A 16367-nucleotide genomic window follows, 5' to 3' on the forward strand; every position below is an offset into this window, starting at 1 on the left:
GGAGTTGCCGGGCCGGAAGACTTACAGGGCCTAAAAACCATAGGGGAGGAGCAAGCAATGAATCTATTACGTCCTACACGCCGTCAGTTTATGGCGGGAACAGCTGCAATCGCTGCATCAGGGATAACGGGCATCAGCCCATCCTTCGCCCAGTCGAATGTTGACTGGAAGAAATTTGCCGGAACCACGCTTGAAGTAAATCTCATCAAGAGCCCGCGCGGTGAAATTCTTCAGAAACATCAGAAAGAATTCGAAGAACTGACCGGCATCAAGGTGAATTCCGAGCAGATGCCGGAACAGCAGCAGCGCCAGAAGGCGGTGATTGAGCTGACTTCGGGTCGTCCGAGCTTCGACGTCATCCATATCAGCTATCACGTTCAGAAGCGTCAGTTTGAAAAGGGTGGCTGGCTTGCCGATCTTAATCCGTTCCTGAAAGACCCAACGCTCACAGATGCGTCGCTGACAGAAGATGATTTCGCAAGCGCTGGTCTTACATTCGCCAAGGATGCCAATGGCCGCTTTGGTGCGCTGCCGTTCTCGGTTGATTACTGGATTATCTATTGGAACAAGGAGCTCTTTGCGGAGAAGGGCATTGAATATCCAAAGACCTTTGAAGAGCTGGTCGCAGCCGCTGAAGCGCTCACCGATCCAGCGACCAGGACCTATGGTTTCGTCGCTCGTGGCATGAAGAATGCCAATGCCCCGGTCTATACCAGCCTGCTGCTTGGCTATGGCAAGCAGTCGGTTGATGCCGATGGAAACCTGCAGACGGATTCCGCTGAAGGTATCGAAGCTGCCAGGCTCTATCAGCGTTTGATGACCAAGTCGGCACCTCCCGGTGTTGCAGGCTTCAACTGGGCTGAATGCCAGTCGAACTTCCTTCAGGGTCGTGTCGGCATGTGGCTCGATGGTATTGGCTTTGCGCCACCGCTCGAAGATCCGAACAAGTCGCGTGTTGTCGGCAAAGTTGGCTATGGCGTTATGCCCGCTGGCCCGAATGCACAGGCAGCACCAACCACCGGCGACGGCATTGGCGTGACCGAAGCTTCCAAGAACAAGGAAGCGGCATATCTTTATTGCCAGTGGGCGATTTCCAAGGAAATGGGCGCACGTCTTCTGCAGTCGGGATCGGGCGTTCCGTTCCGCAAGTCAATCATTGACGACGAAGCGGTGCGCAAGGCTGTCACCATGCCGGAAGGCTGGGTGGAAGCCCTCTCGAAGTCCGCCCCGATCAGCCAGCTCTGCCTGCCTGTCATCGTGCCTGTCACGGAATTCCGAGACATTATCGGTGTGGGCCTCACCAATCTTCTGAATGGTGCTGACGCAGAAACTGAAATGAAACGCGCGACGGAAGAATTCCGTCCGGTCCTCGCACGGAGCGAAGGAAAATGACATCTGCCGCCCCGATAGGAGCAAAAACGGAAGCTGCTGCCACAGCAGCTTCCTCCACCAAGCCGGTCACGAGCCGCTTGCGGCCAAGTTACTGGCCGTTTGTTCTTCCAGCCTTGATCACCGTCGGGGCGGTGATCGTCTTCCCATGGGTGTTTACGCTCTGGATGAGTGCCAACCAGTGGCAGCTCGGCGGGGAGCAGAGCTTTGTCGGCTTCGACAATTATCTGCGTCTTGCAGCCGATATGCGCTTCTGGGAATCCATGTGGCATACGGTTATTTATACGATCCTGTCTGTTGTCGCGCCCATGGTTTTAGGCACCATTGCCGCGCTGGTTTTTGACAGCAAGCTACCAATGCGGGGGTTGTTGCGCGGTATCTTCGTCATGCCGATGATGGCAACGCCGGTTGCTGTCGCGCTGGTCTGGACGATGATGTATCACCCGCAGCTGGGTGTCCTGAACTATCTTCTGTCGCTGATCGGCATACCGCCACAGGAATGGATATTCAATCAGAATACGGTCATTCCGTCGCTGGTTGCCGTTGAAACCTGGCAGTGGACGCCGCTGGTCATGCTGATCGTGCTGGGTGGCCTTGCTTCGATGCCACGTGATCCGTTTGAAAGTGCGGAAATAGATGGTGCCAATGGCTGGCAGAAATTCCGCTATATCACGCTTCCGATGATCCTTCCTTTCATCATGGTGGCGGTCATCATTCGCTCGATCGATGCGCTCAAAAGCTTCGACATCATCTATGCAATGACACAGGGCGGTCCCGGAACCGCATCAGAAACCATCAACATCTATCTCTATAACGTGGCGTTTTCCTATTACGACATTGGCTATGCATCTGCGATTGCCGTGGTGTTCTTCATTGTCATTATCGCCATGTCACTTGTTCTTCTGGCACTGCGCCAGCGGACCAAGTGGAACAGCTGAGGACCGACCATGGCACGCAAGTCAATTCTTTCGAAGCTTGGCACGGCACTCATGGTTTTCATCATCGTGTCGCCAGCGATCTTCTTCTTTGTCTGGATGCTGTCGCTTTCGTTGAAATATGAAATCGACAATGGCGCTTATCCGCCGATCCTGATCCCCGACCGCATCGCGTGGTCGAACTATACCGATATTTTTGCGACCAACGACTTTCTGCTCTATTTCTGGAACAGTCTTCTTGTCACAGGAACTGCGACCCTGCTCGCGCTTCTGGTTGGCGTTCCTGCGGGATACGGCATCGCAAGGCTCAAGGCGCATAAATCGGCAATCGTCATCATGATTGCCCGTATGACGCCGGGCCTGTCCTATCTGATCCCGCTGTTCCTGCTGTTTCAGACCCTGGGCTTGCTTGGCACGCTCTGGCCGCAGATCATCATCCATCTTGTCGTCACCGTCCCAATCGTGATCTGGATCATGATCGGTTATTTCGAAACGACACCGATGGAGCTTGAAGAAGCAGCTATTATCGATGGGGCATCCTCGTGGCAGGTGTTCATGAAGGTAGCGCTGCCGATCGCCAAACCCGGTGTTGTGGTGTCGCTCATCCTTGCGGTGATCTTCTCATGGAATAATTTCGTTTTCGGTATCGTGCTCGCAAGTCGCGAGACACGCACCCTGCCGGTCGCGGTCTACAACATGCTGTCCTTTGAACAGGTCAGCTGGGGTCCGCTTGCCGCCGCAGCACTTGTGGTCACATTGCCGGTCCTATTGCTGACCGTTTTCGCACAGCGCCAGATCGTTGCCGGTCTGACCGCAGGCGCCGTCAAATAAGAGTTGAGGTTTAAGATGGCATCTGTATCCATCCGAAATGCAATCAAGAAATATGGCAATGTCGGCGTTCTGCATGGCGTGTCAGTGGATATTCAGGACGGTGAATTCGTCGTTCTGGTCGGTCCATCGGGCTGCGGTAAGTCCACGCTTCTGCGTATGATTGCAGGGCTTGAAGACATCAGCGGCGGCGAAATCGCCATTGGTCCGCGCGTGGTCAATGACCTGCGTGCCAAGGAACGCGATATTGCCATGGTGTTCCAGAATTATGCGCTCTATCCGCATATGACGGTGGCTGATAATATGGGCTTCGCGCTCATGCTGAAAAATGCTCCGAAAGAAGAACGCGACAGTCGCGTTAATCGCGCAGCGGAAATTCTCGGTCTCAACAAGCTGCTCGACCGCTTTCCGCGCCAGCTTTCCGGTGGTCAGCGCCAGCGTGTGGCCATGGGCCGTGCGATTGTTCGCGATCCGCAGGTGTTCCTGTTCGATGAGCCGCTTTCCAACCTCGATGCCAAACTTCGCGTGCAGATGCGCGGTGAAATCAAGGGCCTGCACCAGCGTCTGAAGACCACCACGATCTATGTGACCCACGATCAGATCGAAGCCATGACCATGGCCGACAAGATCGTTGTCATGCGTGATGGTCTGGTCGAACAGATTGGCGCGCCGCTCGATCTTTATGATCGTCCGGCCAATATGTTTGTTGCTGGCTTCATTGGTTCTCCATCGATGAATTTCGTCAACGGCAAGATCGAGGAAGGCACTTTCCTCGCTGATGGTGGCTTCCGGTTGCCGTTGCCAAAGGGCGATTATGCAAGCCTTTCAGGCAAGGCCGTTTACGGTGTTCGCCCTGAGCATATGAAGATTGCGGATAACGGCGTGCCGGTCACAGTCGAAATCGTTGAGCCAACCGGTTCGGAAATCATGGTTATGGGCAAACTCGGCGGTCAGCCGATCACTTGCCTGTTTCGTGAGCGCCTGACCGTGCGTCCGGGCGACGTGCTGACAATCGCCATTGATCCGGCAACGAGCCATGTGTTTGAGCCGGAAAACGGCGCTCGCGTCAGCCTGTAAATCGCTTGTCTGAAATGAAAAACGCCGGGTTTTGCCCGGCGTTTTGCTTTAGTGCGTTTCTGTTTTATTCGGCTGCTTCTTTCACGGCCATCGGGTTGTTTGGATGAGTCGTCCAATTGGAATAATGGTCCGGGATCGGAGCGTTGGTGCGTGGGTCAAAGTCGCTAATCTGCTCCATGGTGATGCAGTCCTCGACAGGACAGACACTGACGCAGAGATTACACCCAACGCATTCCTCGTCGATCACCTCAAAATGGCGCGCACCATCGACCATAGCAGTGATCGCCTGATGCGATGTGTCTTCGCAGGCAATGTGGCAGCGACCGCATTTGATGCACAGGTCCTGATCGATGCGGGCCTTGGTGACATAGTTGAGGTTGAGATACTGCCAGTCGCTGACCTGAGCGACAGCGCGCCCCTGAAAGTCTTCGAGACGCTCATAGCCTTTGCTGTCCATCCAGTCGGACAGGCCGTCGATCATTTCCTGCACGACCTTGAAGCCATAGGTCATGGCCGCTGTGCAGACCTGAACTGTGCCACAACCAAGCGCAATGAATTCCGCTGCATCGCGCCATGTCGTGATGCCGCCGATACCTGAGATCGGTAGTCCTGCCGTTTCCGGATCGCGGGCGATTTCCGCCACCATGTTAAGAGCGATCGGCTTTACTGCCGGGCCGCAATAGCCGCCATGGCTTCCGCGTCCGTCGATGGAAGGAACCGGTGACATATTATCGAGATCAACTGATACAATGGAATTGATCGTGTTGATCAGCGACACAGCGTCGGTGCCATTGGCTTTTGCGCCGCGTGCAGGCTTGCGAATATCGGTGATGTTTGGCGTCAGTTTGGTGATCACCGGCATCCGGCTATATTGCTTGCACCATTTCACGACCATGCCGACATATTCAGGCACCTGACCGACAGCCGCGCCCATGCCACGCTCACTCATGCCATGCGGACAGCCGAAGTTAAGTTCAATGCCGTCAGCGCCGGTTTCTTCGACCAGAGGCAGGATCGCTTTCCATGCTTCTTCTTCGCAAGGCACCATGATTGAAGCGATCAATGCGCGGTCGGGCCAGCGCATTTTCACTTCTTTCATTTCACGTAAGTTCACCTCAAGCGGCCGGTCGGTGATGAGTTCGATATTGTTAAGACCCAGCAAGCGCCGGTCAGCACCATGGATTGCGCCATAGCGCGGACCATTGACGTTGACCACCGGCGGGCCTTCAGACCCCAGCGTTTTCCAAACCACGCCGCCCCAGCCTGCCTTGAAAGCACGCTCGACGTTATAGGCCTTGTCGGTTGGCGGGGCCGAGGCCAGCCAAAACGGGTTCGGGGATTTGATACCGAGGAAATTCGTTGAAAGATCAGCCATATTTACTCTCCTCAGCCCTGTTGCTGGCCCAATGGGACACTGCGATCACGCGAAGCAGACGGTGTGGGCGCATGGAGCGCACCGCCCGAAAGTACGGCATCGGCAAAGCCCTCAATCGCTTCGGGTCGTTTGGTCAGCATTGCATGGATGGATTCAGCGGCAATCTTACCATCTTCCACCGATGCAACGGTCAGATCCTGACCACCGGCAACACAGTCGCCCCCCGCCCATATGCCCTCAACGGATGTGCGACGTTCCTCATCAACGCTGATGCGTCCTTTGGAAAGGCTGATGCCTGATCCAGCGACTGGTTCAGGTTCGAATTTCTGCCCGATTGCCTTGAAGACCTGATCGGCTTCAAGGATCAGGTATTCGCCAGTGCCGGAAAGCTTGCCGTCTTTGGCTGTCGTATATTCCATGACGATTGCATTGACCGTGCCGTCTTCATTCCGTTCCAGCGCATGTGGCTGCAACCAATGACGGATCACCACACCATGAATTTGCGCCAGTTCCTGTTCATAGGCGCTGGCATTCATGCTTTCCTGACCGCGGCGATAGACGATGGTGACGTTTTCAGCGCCAAGCTTTTTGGTCTGGATCGCGACATCAACTGCCGTCATTCCGCCGCCGATAACCACAATATTGCGGCCAACCGGGAGGGACGAGAGGTCCTTTGCCTGACGGAGATTGGCAATATAATCGACGGCGTCGATCACATTTGGCGCGTCTTCGCCAACCAGTCCCAGATCGTTTACGCCGGGCATGCCCATACCAAGGAACACGGCATCATATCCGGCCTTAAGGGCCTCAATAGTGATATCCTGACCGAGTGTCTGGTTATATTCGATGTTGATCGCGCCAATCTTCAGCACGAATTCCAGCTCACGCTGTGCGAAGTTGTTGACCGTCTTGTAAGCGGCGATACCATATTCATTGAGGCCGCCGCCTTTGGCGCGGGCTTCAAAAATCGTGACTTGATGGCCATGCATTGCAAGGCGATGAGCTGCTGAAATACCTGCCGGTCCAGCACCAACGATTGCGATATGCTTGCCGGTTTCAGGAGCGCGCTTGAACGGATGATTGCCCGTTTCCATCAGAACATCGGTAGCATAACGCTGCAATTCACCGATCTTGACCGGCTTGCCTTCCGACGTTTCGCGAACGCAGACTTCTTCGCACAGCGTTTCGGTCGGGCAGACGCGTGCGCACATGCCGCCAAGAATGTTCTCTGACAGGATTGTCTTTGCGGCACCAACCGGATTGCCTGCATTGATCTGGCGAATAAACAGCGGAATATCGATGCTTGTGGGACAAGCATTCATGCAGGGTGCATCATAGCAGAAATAGCAGCGGTCAGATTCAACGATGGCTTCGTGCTTGGTAAGCGGCGGATGCAGATCATCAAAGACATGCGCATAGTCGGCCTTTTCAAGCCGCGAGCCATGAATGTCCGGCCCCGACACATCAGGTCGGGTCGCATGATCGATTGCATCAATAGGCGAATTATCTGCTGATCGCATGGATCGCATCTCCCATTTTTGCTTGCGTTACGGCGCGGGTTCCCTTTGCGCACCTTAACTCTGTTCCGGGCTGCGATCTTTGCCGTCGCGTGATGCCCGTTGATGACAGGATGACAGATTTTTACGGAAGGTCAAATTTTTTATCATCTGGTCAATTTATGAGAAATACAGACAACAAATGCAGAAAAGGCCCGGCTGTGAAAGCGCGGGCCTTTGAAAGGAGTTACGTTGTGAAATCAGAGTGGGTCGGATTTGAGTGCGTCCGGCGTTGGCTCTGTTATAATCGCTGGATCGGAGAAAGTTTCTGCTTCACGTGGCAATACCGGGCGTGAACTGAGCACCAGAGCACAGCCTGCAATGATGACCGCTGCACCGATGAACTGGATGAAGGACAGCTGCTCTTTCAGGAAAACGGCACCTATCAGAACCGCGATTACGGTCACGGCAAATTCAACGCTGATGGCTTTGGTCGGTCCTACATTTCCCACGAGTTTGAAATAGAGCACATAGGTCAGAGCACTCATCACGCAAGCCGAGATAAGCAGATACGTGAAATCAACCAGTCCCGGTATGGTTGGCACAGGCACTGCGAAAATCAGCGGCAAGGTCAGGATGCCGCCAAAGACGAATGCGCCGATGGTTGTTTCCCAGGAACCTGTGCCGGAAAGGCGGCGGCTGGCATAATTGCTGCCGAAAGCTGCGGAAAAGCAGGAGAAAAGCACCGCAAGGCAGCCCATAATGAAGGCTGGCGTAACTGCGACCGCTGGAAAACCAACCAGCAGCACAATGCCCGTAACACCAAGCAACAGGCCCAGGAGGCCGCGCGACGTGATACGTTCAAGCCCCCAGAGCTGGCTGATAACCATTGAGAACAGTGGAATTGATGCGACGCAGATGGCGGCCATTGCTGTTCCGATCAGCGGTGTACCGTAGGACAGGCCGATAAGCTGACCAGCAACGGTTGTTGCACCAACCACGGCAAAAGGTTTCCAGCCCGCGTGAAAGTCCAGTTTGCGACCAGAGAGTTTTGCAATCGCGAAAAGCGTTCCGGCTGCGATGAAGGAGCGGAAGGCAACCGCGCCAACCCAGCCAAAGGCTTCAACCACGCGCAGAACCACGAGGAACGATAGTCCCCATGCTACGGCAAGGAAAATATACGTCGCAATATCTCTGGGTTTCATGCCGATAGGCCTTGTTACGGGTTACGCATTATCGACTATCTCAAATGGGCGAAAAGCAAAAACGCTTTCGCGCCTCTTCCAATATCATTTTGGAATGAAATTATGCCGTTTTTGCAGCGGCATTTTCTGCCGCTTTTTGCGCTGCCGCCGCGCCGATATTGGCAAAGAACCGATCTGCAATCTTGCGCGCCACCGAGCCAAGCAGTTTCGAGCCAAGCTGGGCTATCTTGCCGCCTGCATCGCCCCGGATCACGTAAGAGAGGATCGTGTCATCACCGTCCGTGGTGAGTGTTACATCGGTATCACCATGGGCGAAGCCCGCAATGGAGCCTTCGCCGCGGCCTGAGATGGTGTAAGAAACAGGTGGGTTCATGTTGGAAAGTTCGAGCATGCCGTGGAAACGAACTTTTATCACGCCAAGGCTGACTTTAAGCGCTGCGCGTATTTCCGAGTCCGACAGACGTTCGAGATCTTCGCAGCCCGGAATGCAGTTTTTCAGCGTCTCAATGTCGTTGAGCGCGTCCCATACGGCCTGCCGGGGCGCCGCGATTCTTTCTTCTCCGACGAGGTCCATGCTTTACACTTCTCCTGATCAACCTAAATTGATGCATATCCCTATATGGAACGACATCAAAATGGAAAATTTCTGTAATTTAACGGATGCACTTCTTCACTAAAATGCTCTATTAAGACAATTAAATCGATTTGATTGACCGGGAGTACCATCATGGCAAGAGACGCGGCGAAGCTTGAAGCAACGGTCGCAAAGCTGAAAAAGCACTGGACGGACGCTGCACCAAAGGACATGCGCGCAGCATTCAAAGCCGATCCGGGCCGTTTTGAGCGCTATTCGCTATCTCTGGACGATCTTCTGTTTGACTGGTCGAAAGCACGTGTCAACGACGAGACGATTGCGCTTCTGACCGAAGTGGCCAAAGCCGCTGACGTTGAAGGTCGTCGCGCTGCAATGTTTGCAGGCGAGCACATCAACAACACTGAAGACCGTGCTGTTCTCCATGTGGCACTGCGTGACACCACCTCCAAGGAAGTGCTGGTCGATGGCCACAACGTCCTGCCGGACGTAAAGGAAGTTCTCGACCGTATGGCTGCCTTCTCCGATGGCATCCGTTCAGGCTCGATCAAAGGTGCGACCGGTAAGAAGATCACCGATATCGTCAATATCGGTATTGGCGGCTCCGATCTCGGACCGGTTATGGCGACGCTGGCGCTTGCACCTTACCATGACGGTCCGCGTGCGCATTATGTCTCGAACATTGACGGCGCACATATTGCAGACACGCTCAATGCGCTTGATCCGGCAACGACACTCATCATTGTTGCTTCCAAGACTTTCACCACCATCGAAACCATGACCAACGCGCAGACCGCGCGCAAATGGATTGCCGATGCGCTGGGTGAAGACGCAGTTGGCGCACATTTCGCGGCTGTTTCCACAGCACTTGATAAGGTTGCGGCATTCGGCATTGGCGAAGACCGCGTCTTCGGCTTCTGGGATTGGGTTGGCGGTCGCTATTCGGTCTGGTCGGCTATCGGTCTGCCAGTTATGATCGCGGTTGGTGCTGACAATTTCCGCAAGTTCCTTGCCGGTGCGCATTCGATGGACGTGCATTTCCGTGATGCACCACTGGAAAAGAACCTGCCAATCTGGCTTGGTCTTATCGGCTATTGGCATCGTGCGATCTGCGATTATTCGAGCCGCGCTGTCATCCCTTATGATCAGCGTCTGGCGCGTGTTCCGGCCTATCTTCAGCAGCTCGATATGGAATCGAACGGCAAGAGCGTAACCGTGGATGGCAAGCCTGTTTCAGGTCCAACCGGTCCGGTTGTCTGGGGCGAACCCGGCACCAATGGCCAGCACGCTTTCTTCCAGCTGCTGCATCAGGGCACTGACACCATTCCGCTCGAGTTCATCGTTGCGGCAAAGGGCCATGAAAAGCATCTCGATCATCAGCACGAAATGCTGCTCGCCAACTGCCTTGCGCAGTCGGAAGCGCTGATGAAGGGGCGCACGCTGGATGAAGCACGCGCGCAGCTTAAGGGTAAGAACCTGCCGGAAAGCGAAGTCGAACGCATTGCGCCGCACCGCGTCTTCTCGGGCAATCGTCCATCGCTGACACTTATTCACGACAAGCTGGACCCATTTGCATTCGGTCGTCTGATCGCACTTTACGAGCATCGCGTGTTCGTTGAAGCACAGATTTTCGGCATCAATGCGTTCGATCAGTGGGGCGTAGAGCTTGGCAAGGAACTGGCAACAGAGCTTCTGCCAGTTGTTTCCGGTGCTGAATCGGCAGAGGGTAAAGACGCTTCGACCATCGGCCTCGTTGCCCATTTGCATGCACGCCGTAAAGCCTGATAATACAAACAGGTGGATAAGGATAAAGCCGGGTTTCACACCCGGCTTTTTTTTCGGCTAGTTATGAAGTGCTGAATGAAAATGGGAACTGAAATGAAGACCGAGATTATCGAGTTTGCCGGCGATGTACCGGGTAACGCCAACGAACTGCGTGTGCTGCGTTTTGCAGGCAATAACAGCGATGCGCCGACCGCCTATCTGCAATCCTCGCTGCATGGGGGCGAGTTGCCGGGGCAGGCAGCTCTGCATTTTCTCGTACCTTTGCTGAAAAAAGCCGCCGATGAAGGCCGCATTCTCGGCAATATTACGGTTATTCCACAGGCCAATCCGATTGGCTCGAACCAGTGGCAGGCGCATCAGCATCTGGGCCGTTTCGAGTTTTTCTCAGCCGTCAATTTCAACCGCGCTTTCCCGCTTTTGCCGGATTTCGACACGTCTGATCTGCCGGGTCCTGATGCGCCGGTTGCCCTTGCACAGCGCCTGAAAGCAACGCTTCTGAAGCTCGCTCTCGCCAATGATATCGTGCTTGATCTGCATTGCGACGACGAAAGCGAAAACTATGTCTATATCGCGAAGGAATTCGTCGAGGACATGAAGGATCTGGCAGTTGCGTTGGGTTCTACGGCAGTTCTTGCATGGGATACCACAGCGGACGCAGCTTTCGAGGAAGCCTGCGCGCATCCTGTGCTGCAATTGCCTGCCGACAAACGCAACATGAAGCGCCGCGCTGTTACCACGGTCGAATTCCGTGGCCTGAGTGATGTTTATGCCGATATGGGCAAGGGTGATGCGGAAGGTCTTTACAAGTTCCTCGTCCATCGCGGCGTTGTCCGTGATGAAAGTGTAAAACTTGACCTTGATTATAAGGGACTGGTGACACCTCTCGAAAACGTGGAAATGTTGCGCGCGCCGGAAGGTGGCATGGTGCTTTATCACGTTGCCCCCGGTGATGTAGTGGAGGCGGGTACAAAGCTTGTCACCGTTGTGACGCGTCCGGGTGAGCCGGAAGGCGACATTACGCTGACTGCCCCACAGGCAGGGCGCATCCTCACCCGCCGTACGCTGCGTTACGTTCGCCGTGGCGATGATTTGCTAAAGCTTCTTGGCTCCAAGCCATCGACAGTTAAAAAGCGCTCTGGTGCGCTGGAAGCATGAGTGCAGCACTTCCCTCTGAGAAGCTGAAAGCGATCCGTGCCATCCTGTTCGACAAGGATGGCACACTGATCGATTTCGACCGGACGTGGTTCACTGTGTCGTGGAACCTCGCACAGCGTACTGCCAATGGTGATGAACAGCGCGCGCGCTCTCTGCTCGATGCTGGTGGTTATGACTGGGAAGCCTCACGCTTCCGTGCCAACTCGGTCATTGCGGCTGGAACGGTGGAAGACATAGTTCAGCTCTGGCATCCCGATATCGATGAAGCCGATATCAAGGCCAAAATCAACGAGTTTGACACTTATACGGTTGCCGAAGGAGCTCGTTCGGCGGTGGCAATAGAGGGCCTCAGAGAGACACTCGAAACGCTGCGCGAGATGGGTTATCGGCTTGGTATTGCGACCAATGATTCAGAAGCCGGTGCACATGCGACAGCCAAAGCGCTTGGTATCGAGCATCTGTTTGAAGTGGTGATCGGCTACGATACGGCAGCGCGTCCCAAACCTTATCCTGATCCGCTGCTGTACTTCGCAGAAAAGGTCGGGCTTGCACCAGGCGCTATTGCGATGGTGGGTGACAATCTGCACGATCTGGAAACCGCGCAAGCTGCGAAGGCCGGTCTTGCGGTGGGCGTTCTCTCGGGCAACAGCCCACGCGAAGCGCTGGAGCCTCACGCAGATGTGGTGCTTGATTCCATCGCGGGCTTACCTGACTTGCTCAAATAATCCTGGCTGGGTGGTGAAACGCCATCCAGCAGCCAATTTGTCATTTCTGGCCAAAGGCTCTGCGCAAAACGTGAGCGGAAGAAGCCGAGATGGCCGATTGGCTGACCGCCGGTGTTCGCTGGCGAATACCAGCGCTGCTCAATTGGCGCATTGGTATGATAGCTGAGAAAATGGCTGACAGCACGCCGCGTTCCCCAAGGGTCGTCATCAAGCCCAATAGCCAGAATGGGCGTCCTGACCCTGGCAATCAGGTCGGCAGCGCCAAGCTCGGGGTCATCAAAGAAATAGTTTTTCATCCGACACCATCGTGCCCAGTCTCGGAAAACGGAGCCGGGGATAGGTTCGCCGTTCATCCAGCGTGGCGTATTGGGTGTGAGGTAGGAAATCGGGACGCCGACGATATTCATACGCGGCCAGACCCATTTATCATCCAACAGATGCACCGCCCCGGACATGGTTGCCACCATGCCATAACGCACGAAAGCGTTGGAGCAGTCAGAAACACCCAGCGCCTGTCCTCCAAATGATTGGCCAATGCCAACGACGTCATGTCCCACGGCCACAGCTTGCAAGCGCTGGAGCGCGGCAGGGAAATCCTGAATGGCCCAATCCTTGAAGCGGATCTCTGGCACTGCTTTGCGCGCACGTCGCGAGGCTGCGACACCGCGATAGTCGTATGTGAGAACTGCGCGCGCACCGTCTGCGATCAGGTGCTTTGCGAAAGCTGAATAAAAGCCTTGCGGCACGGCTGTGGCCGAGGAAATCAACACAAGTGGCTTGTTGCCTGTGCCATGAAACAGCTGGCCGGAAAGTGGAAAGCCGTCGCTGGCCTCGAAGGTGATTTCTTCAATCATAGGTCCATTTCCTTTGACACAAAGCTTCACCGTCTGCGGCTCAACAGAGCCGCAGTTTACCATCCTCATTGATCTGGACTTTTTAGTCCCTCAGTTCGCGACGCAGGATTTTACCGACATTGGTTTTCGGCAATGCATCGCGGAATTCCACTTCGCGCGGGCGCTTATAATTGGTCAGACGCTGCGCACAGAAGGATTTGACGTCTTCCTCGGTGAGGTTGGGGTCGCGGCGTACGACATAAAGTTTCACCACTTCCCCTGAGTGTTCATTTGGAATGCCGACAGCGGCGGATTCAACAATCCCCGGATGTTCGGCGGCCACTTCTTCAATCTCATTTGGATAGACGTTGAAGCCTGAAACCAGGATCATGTCCTTCTTGCGGTCCACAATCTTGGTGAAACCGTTTTCATCCATGAAGCCCATGTCACCGGTACGGAAGAAACCATCGGCCATGATGGACCGTGCGGTTTCATCATCGCGGTTCCAGTAGCCGACCATGACTTGCGGGCCGCGGACGCAGATTTCGCCCACTTCGCCGAGCGGCAGGTCCTTTCCGTCATCATCACGGATCGCAATCTCTGTGGATGGCATGGGGAGTCCGATGGTGCCGCTGAATTCAGTCGCATCAAGCGGGTTGGCGGAGGCGACAGGTGATGTTTCCGAGAGGCCGTAACCTTCCGTGATGTGGCAGCCGGTAAGTTCCTGCCAGCGTTCGGCGACCGGACGCTGCACAGCCATGCCGCCACCCAGTGTCAGAACAAGTGGCTTAAAGTTCAGCGCACGGAAATTGTCGTTGTTCATCAAGCCGTTGAACAGCGTGTTGAGCCCGGGAAAGATATGGAACGGAAATTTTTGCAGTTCTTTTACGAAAGCAGGAATATCACGTGGGTTCGGAATGAGAACATTGCGTGCGCCAAGCTTGATGCCGATCATCGCATTCACTGTGAGTGCGAAAATATGATAAAGCGGCAGGGCGCAGACGAAGTTGAGTTCCTTCGGCTTGCCTTTATTCTGGAATGCGACGTCCATCCATAGCCGCATCTGCTCAACATTGGCGAGAATGTTGTTGTGGCTCAACATCGCGCCCTTTGAAATGCCGGTTGTGCCGCCGGTATATTGCAGAAATGCGAGATCGGAATTGTCGACAGGGACAGGATTGAAAGACTTGTTGCGACCCTGTGCGAGCGCATCTTTAAAGCGCACATGATCAGGGATGCTCCAGGCAGGAACAAGCTTCTTCACCTTGCGCACCACCAGATTGATGATGTGGCCTTTCAAGCCATGCATGTCGCCCATCGAAGCAACGATAATATTCGGGACATGAATAGATGCGAGTGATTTCTGCACGGTTGCGGCAAAGTTTTCGAGCACGATCAGCGCCTTGGCGCCTGAATCGTTTAATTGATGCTGAAGCTCACGTGGCGTGTAGAGCGGATTGACGTTGACGACGACAAGACCTGCTCGCAGAACTGCTGCAATCGTGATTGGATATTGCAGGATATTGGGCATCATCACTGCAACGCGGTCGCCCTTGACCAGGCCGCGTGATTGAAGCCATGCAGCGAGTGCGCGTGAGTTTTCGTCCAGATCCTTATAGGATAGATCCTTACCCATACAGGTAAAGGCCGGCTTGTCATTAAACTGACGGCACGCAGCAGAGATCATGTCGCCAATAGACGTGGTCTTGCTCAGATCAATCTCATGCGGCACAGTTTTTGGATAGGATTTCAGCCAAATCTTATCGATTGCGGGCACAGTGGCTGTTGCCTTGCTCGACGTTGTTGTAGTCTCTGTTGCCTTTTTTGCCATGCCTTCTCCCCGGATTTCTCCGTCCTTTGTTTGAGCAGCAAGCCCGCCACCCTTCTCCCGATATTGCCTGATCCAGAAAGATGGATAGGCGCGCTCCTCAGAAATTAATGTGGGCGACTTTCGTCGCAATCGCAAGAGTTACATTGACGTAAGCGTAAATTAAAAAGCTGTCGGGCGTCTTTCCCAATTTCTTTGGCCGGACCAATGGAGCGCACAAAGAATGCACCGTTTTGTCAAATTTGGCATCACTTTGCTGTAAGAAGGAACCCGGGCTGTGCTGTCAGTCAAATACGAGCCAGCTGCACATTCGAGTATTTCCATTTATCGCTGAACTGGAAAAAATGTGCTAAGAATTTGTTTTGTCGCACTTATTTTACACTAGTGGATTGAAGCTGACGTTTGAATCCCGACTGACACAAATGCTGTTTCAAATGTCAAATTCGAAAAAAACCGCTAGCTTAATGAGCGCTTTTGTCGAAATTTACTATGCGCTGCGCATGGACTGTATCATTGTTTTGATGGTTTTGCTGCCGGACCCAACCAGATCAAAGCCGCGTTCACTTCTGAGCCATTCGTTGAGCAGGCCACCCAGTACAGCGAGAAGAATTTGCGCTGCCGTGAAAGATGTCCATTCTCTGGAAAGCTCTCCACGACGCTCTGCAACCTCGAGCAACCCTATGAAAAGAGACAGCACATTGGCCCGTGCTTCTTTCAGATGCTCGACGACAGGGGCGATCTCACCAACATATTCGCAACGCTGATGAATGATCGTGAATACATCCTGCTGTCGTTCATTGGTGATGAAGAGTTCTATTGCCGTCAGGATCGATTGTTCAAGAACATATAAAGGATTGGGGTGGTCACAGGCGGCTGCCTGTAGCATAATCTCTTCATGCGGAAAGCGAGTACGATTGATAATCGCTTGAAAAATGTCGAGTTTGTCGTGAAAATGAAAATAGATCGCACCACGGGTCACACCAGCATGACGTGCGATTTCCATCAAGGTAGACTGAGTTACGCCGCGTTCTAAAAAAACTTGCTCGGCGGCCGCGAGAATGGCGTCACGTGTTTCCGCGGCCTCGGCTTTGGTCCTGCGCATTCGGGTTCTTTCGATATTCCAAGGTGAAAGACGTTCAAAGCC

General features: G+C 54.1%; 14 protein-coding genes. 7 read left to right on the forward strand and 7 right to left on the reverse strand.

The annotated features are described in order from the left end of the window. Positions 1-57: 57 nt before the first annotated feature. From CEV32_RS20095 to CEV32_RS20110, 4 genes are read left to right on the forward strand one after another with little or no spacing between them, the layout of a single operon-like run. Positions 58-1392 carry an ABC transporter substrate-binding protein gene (locus tag CEV32_RS20095; RefSeq protein WP_094578854.1) on the forward strand — a complete coding sequence of 445 codons (1335 nt, stop codon included), beginning with the start codon at positions 58-60 and terminating at the stop codon, positions 1390-1392. Then, complete coding sequence (locus CEV32_RS20100; RefSeq protein ID WP_094578855.1) at positions 1389-2327, forward strand: carbohydrate ABC transporter permease; 939 nt, start codon at positions 1389-1391, stop codon at positions 2325-2327. The genes CEV32_RS20095 and CEV32_RS20100 overlap by 4 nt, the downstream gene beginning before the upstream one ends. A gap of 9 nt (positions 2328-2336) precedes the next feature. Continuing rightward, positions 2337-3155, forward strand: a complete 819-nt coding sequence (locus tag CEV32_RS20105) for a carbohydrate ABC transporter permease (protein ID WP_094578856.1) — start codon at positions 2337-2339, stop codon at positions 3153-3155. Positions 3156-3170: 15 nt separating this feature from the next. Then, positions 3171-4229 (forward strand): ABC transporter ATP-binding protein, encoded by a 1059-nt coding sequence (locus tag CEV32_RS20110; RefSeq protein WP_094578857.1) that lies wholly within the window; start codon positions 3171-3173, stop codon positions 4227-4229. Between the two features lie 64 nt (positions 4230-4293). On the opposite strand, the gene preA is transcribed toward CEV32_RS20110, so the two are convergent. From preA to CEV32_RS20130, 4 genes are all read right to left on the reverse strand, one after another. Further along, positions 4294-5604, reverse strand: coding sequence for an NAD-dependent dihydropyrimidine dehydrogenase subunit PreA (gene preA, locus CEV32_RS20115; protein ID WP_094578858.1), 1311 nt, complete (start codon positions 5602-5604; stop codon positions 4294-4296). Positions 5605-5615: 11 nt separating this feature from the next. Continuing rightward, positions 5616-7133: an NAD(P)-dependent oxidoreductase gene (locus CEV32_RS20120; protein WP_208620875.1), complete on the reverse strand. Its 1518-nt coding sequence runs from the start codon at positions 7131-7133 to the stop codon at positions 5616-5618. A 227-nt stretch (positions 7134-7360) separates the two neighbouring features. After that, positions 7361-8305, reverse strand: coding sequence for a DMT family transporter (locus tag CEV32_RS20125; RefSeq protein ID WP_094578860.1), 945 nt, complete (start codon positions 8303-8305; stop codon positions 7361-7363). A 100-nt stretch (positions 8306-8405) separates the two neighbouring features. Next, positions 8406-8879 carry a CoxG family protein gene (locus tag CEV32_RS20130; protein WP_094578861.1) on the reverse strand — a complete coding sequence of 158 codons (474 nt, stop codon included), beginning with the start codon at positions 8877-8879 and terminating at the stop codon, positions 8406-8408. A 153-nt stretch (positions 8880-9032) separates the two neighbouring features. Between CEV32_RS20130 and pgi the strand changes: the two genes are divergently transcribed. From pgi to CEV32_RS20145, 3 genes are all read left to right on the forward strand, one after another. Further along, on the forward strand, positions 9033-10682 hold the full coding sequence (gene pgi, locus CEV32_RS20135; protein WP_094578862.1) for a glucose-6-phosphate isomerase: 1650 nt from the start codon (positions 9033-9035) through the stop codon (positions 10680-10682). Positions 10683-10775: 93 nt separating this feature from the next. Continuing rightward, complete coding sequence (locus CEV32_RS20140; RefSeq protein WP_094579194.1) at positions 10776-11837, forward strand: M14 family metallopeptidase; 1062 nt, start codon at positions 10776-10778, stop codon at positions 11835-11837. Next, a complete protein-coding gene (locus CEV32_RS20145) occupies positions 11834-12562 on the forward strand; it encodes an HAD family hydrolase (RefSeq protein WP_094578863.1) in 729 nt (242 codons plus the stop codon). The genes CEV32_RS20140 and CEV32_RS20145 overlap by 4 nt, the downstream gene beginning before the upstream one ends. On the opposite strand, the gene CEV32_RS20150 is transcribed toward CEV32_RS20145, so the two are convergent. From CEV32_RS20150 to CEV32_RS20160, 3 genes are all read right to left on the reverse strand, one after another. Next, complete coding sequence (locus tag CEV32_RS20150; RefSeq protein WP_143128857.1) at positions 12508-13416, reverse strand: alpha/beta hydrolase family protein; 909 nt, start codon at positions 13414-13416, stop codon at positions 12508-12510. The genes CEV32_RS20145 and CEV32_RS20150 overlap by 55 nt on opposite strands. 82 nt (positions 13417-13498) lie before the next feature. Continuing rightward, entirely contained in the window at positions 13499-15226 is a 1728-nt protein-coding gene (locus CEV32_RS20155; RefSeq protein ID WP_235818849.1) for a long-chain fatty acid--CoA ligase, read from the reverse strand. A 484-nt stretch (positions 15227-15710) separates the two neighbouring features. Then, a complete protein-coding gene (locus CEV32_RS20160; protein WP_094578864.1) occupies positions 15711-16325 on the reverse strand; it encodes a TetR family transcriptional regulator in 615 nt (204 codons plus the stop codon). Between the last annotated feature and the right edge of the window lie 42 nt (positions 16326-16367).

The sequence above is a fragment of the Brucella rhizosphaerae genome (assembly GCF_002252475.1).
In the GTDB taxonomy this organism is placed as follows: Bacteria; Pseudomonadota; Alphaproteobacteria; order Rhizobiales; family Rhizobiaceae; genus Brucella; species Brucella rhizosphaerae.

Coding starts and splice junctions, on each gene's coding strand:
- CEV32_RS20095 (WP_094578854.1), top strand. CDS start 58: ATGAATCTATTACGTCCTACACGCCGTCAGTTTATGGCGGGAACAGCT.
- CEV32_RS20100 (WP_094578855.1), top strand. CDS start 1,389: ATGACATCTGCCGCCCCGATAGGAGCAAAAACGGAAGCTGCTGCCACA.
- CEV32_RS20105 (WP_094578856.1), top strand. CDS start 2,337: ATGGCACGCAAGTCAATTCTTTCGAAGCTTGGCACGGCACTCATGGTT.
- CEV32_RS20110 (WP_094578857.1), top strand. CDS start 3,171: ATGGCATCTGTATCCATCCGAAATGCAATCAAGAAATATGGCAATGTC.
- preA (WP_094578858.1), bottom strand. CDS start 5,604: ATGGCTGATCTTTCAACGAATTTCCTCGGTATCAAATCCCCGAACCCG.
- CEV32_RS20120 (WP_208620875.1), bottom strand. CDS start 7,133: ATGCGATCCATGCGATCAGCAGATAATTCGCCTATTGATGCAATCGAT.
- CEV32_RS20125 (WP_094578860.1), bottom strand. CDS start 8,305: ATGAAACCCAGAGATATTGCGACGTATATTTTCCTTGCCGTAGCATGG.
- CEV32_RS20130 (WP_094578861.1), bottom strand. CDS start 8,879: ATGGACCTCGTCGGAGAAGAAAGAATCGCGGCGCCCCGGCAGGCCGTA.
- pgi (WP_094578862.1), top strand. CDS start 9,033: ATGGCAAGAGACGCGGCGAAGCTTGAAGCAACGGTCGCAAAGCTGAAA.
- CEV32_RS20140 (WP_094579194.1), top strand. CDS start 10,776: ATGAAGACCGAGATTATCGAGTTTGCCGGCGATGTACCGGGTAACGCC.
- CEV32_RS20145 (WP_094578863.1), top strand. CDS start 11,834: ATGAGTGCAGCACTTCCCTCTGAGAAGCTGAAAGCGATCCGTGCCATC.
- CEV32_RS20150 (WP_143128857.1), bottom strand. CDS start 13,416: ATGATTGAAGAAATCACCTTCGAGGCCAGCGACGGCTTTCCACTTTCC.
- CEV32_RS20155 (WP_235818849.1), bottom strand. CDS start 15,226: ATGGCAAAAAAGGCAACAGAGACTACAACAACGTCGAGCAAGGCAACA.
- CEV32_RS20160 (WP_094578864.1), bottom strand. CDS start 16,325: ATGCGCAGGACCAAAGCCGAGGCCGCGGAAACACGTGACGCCATTCTC.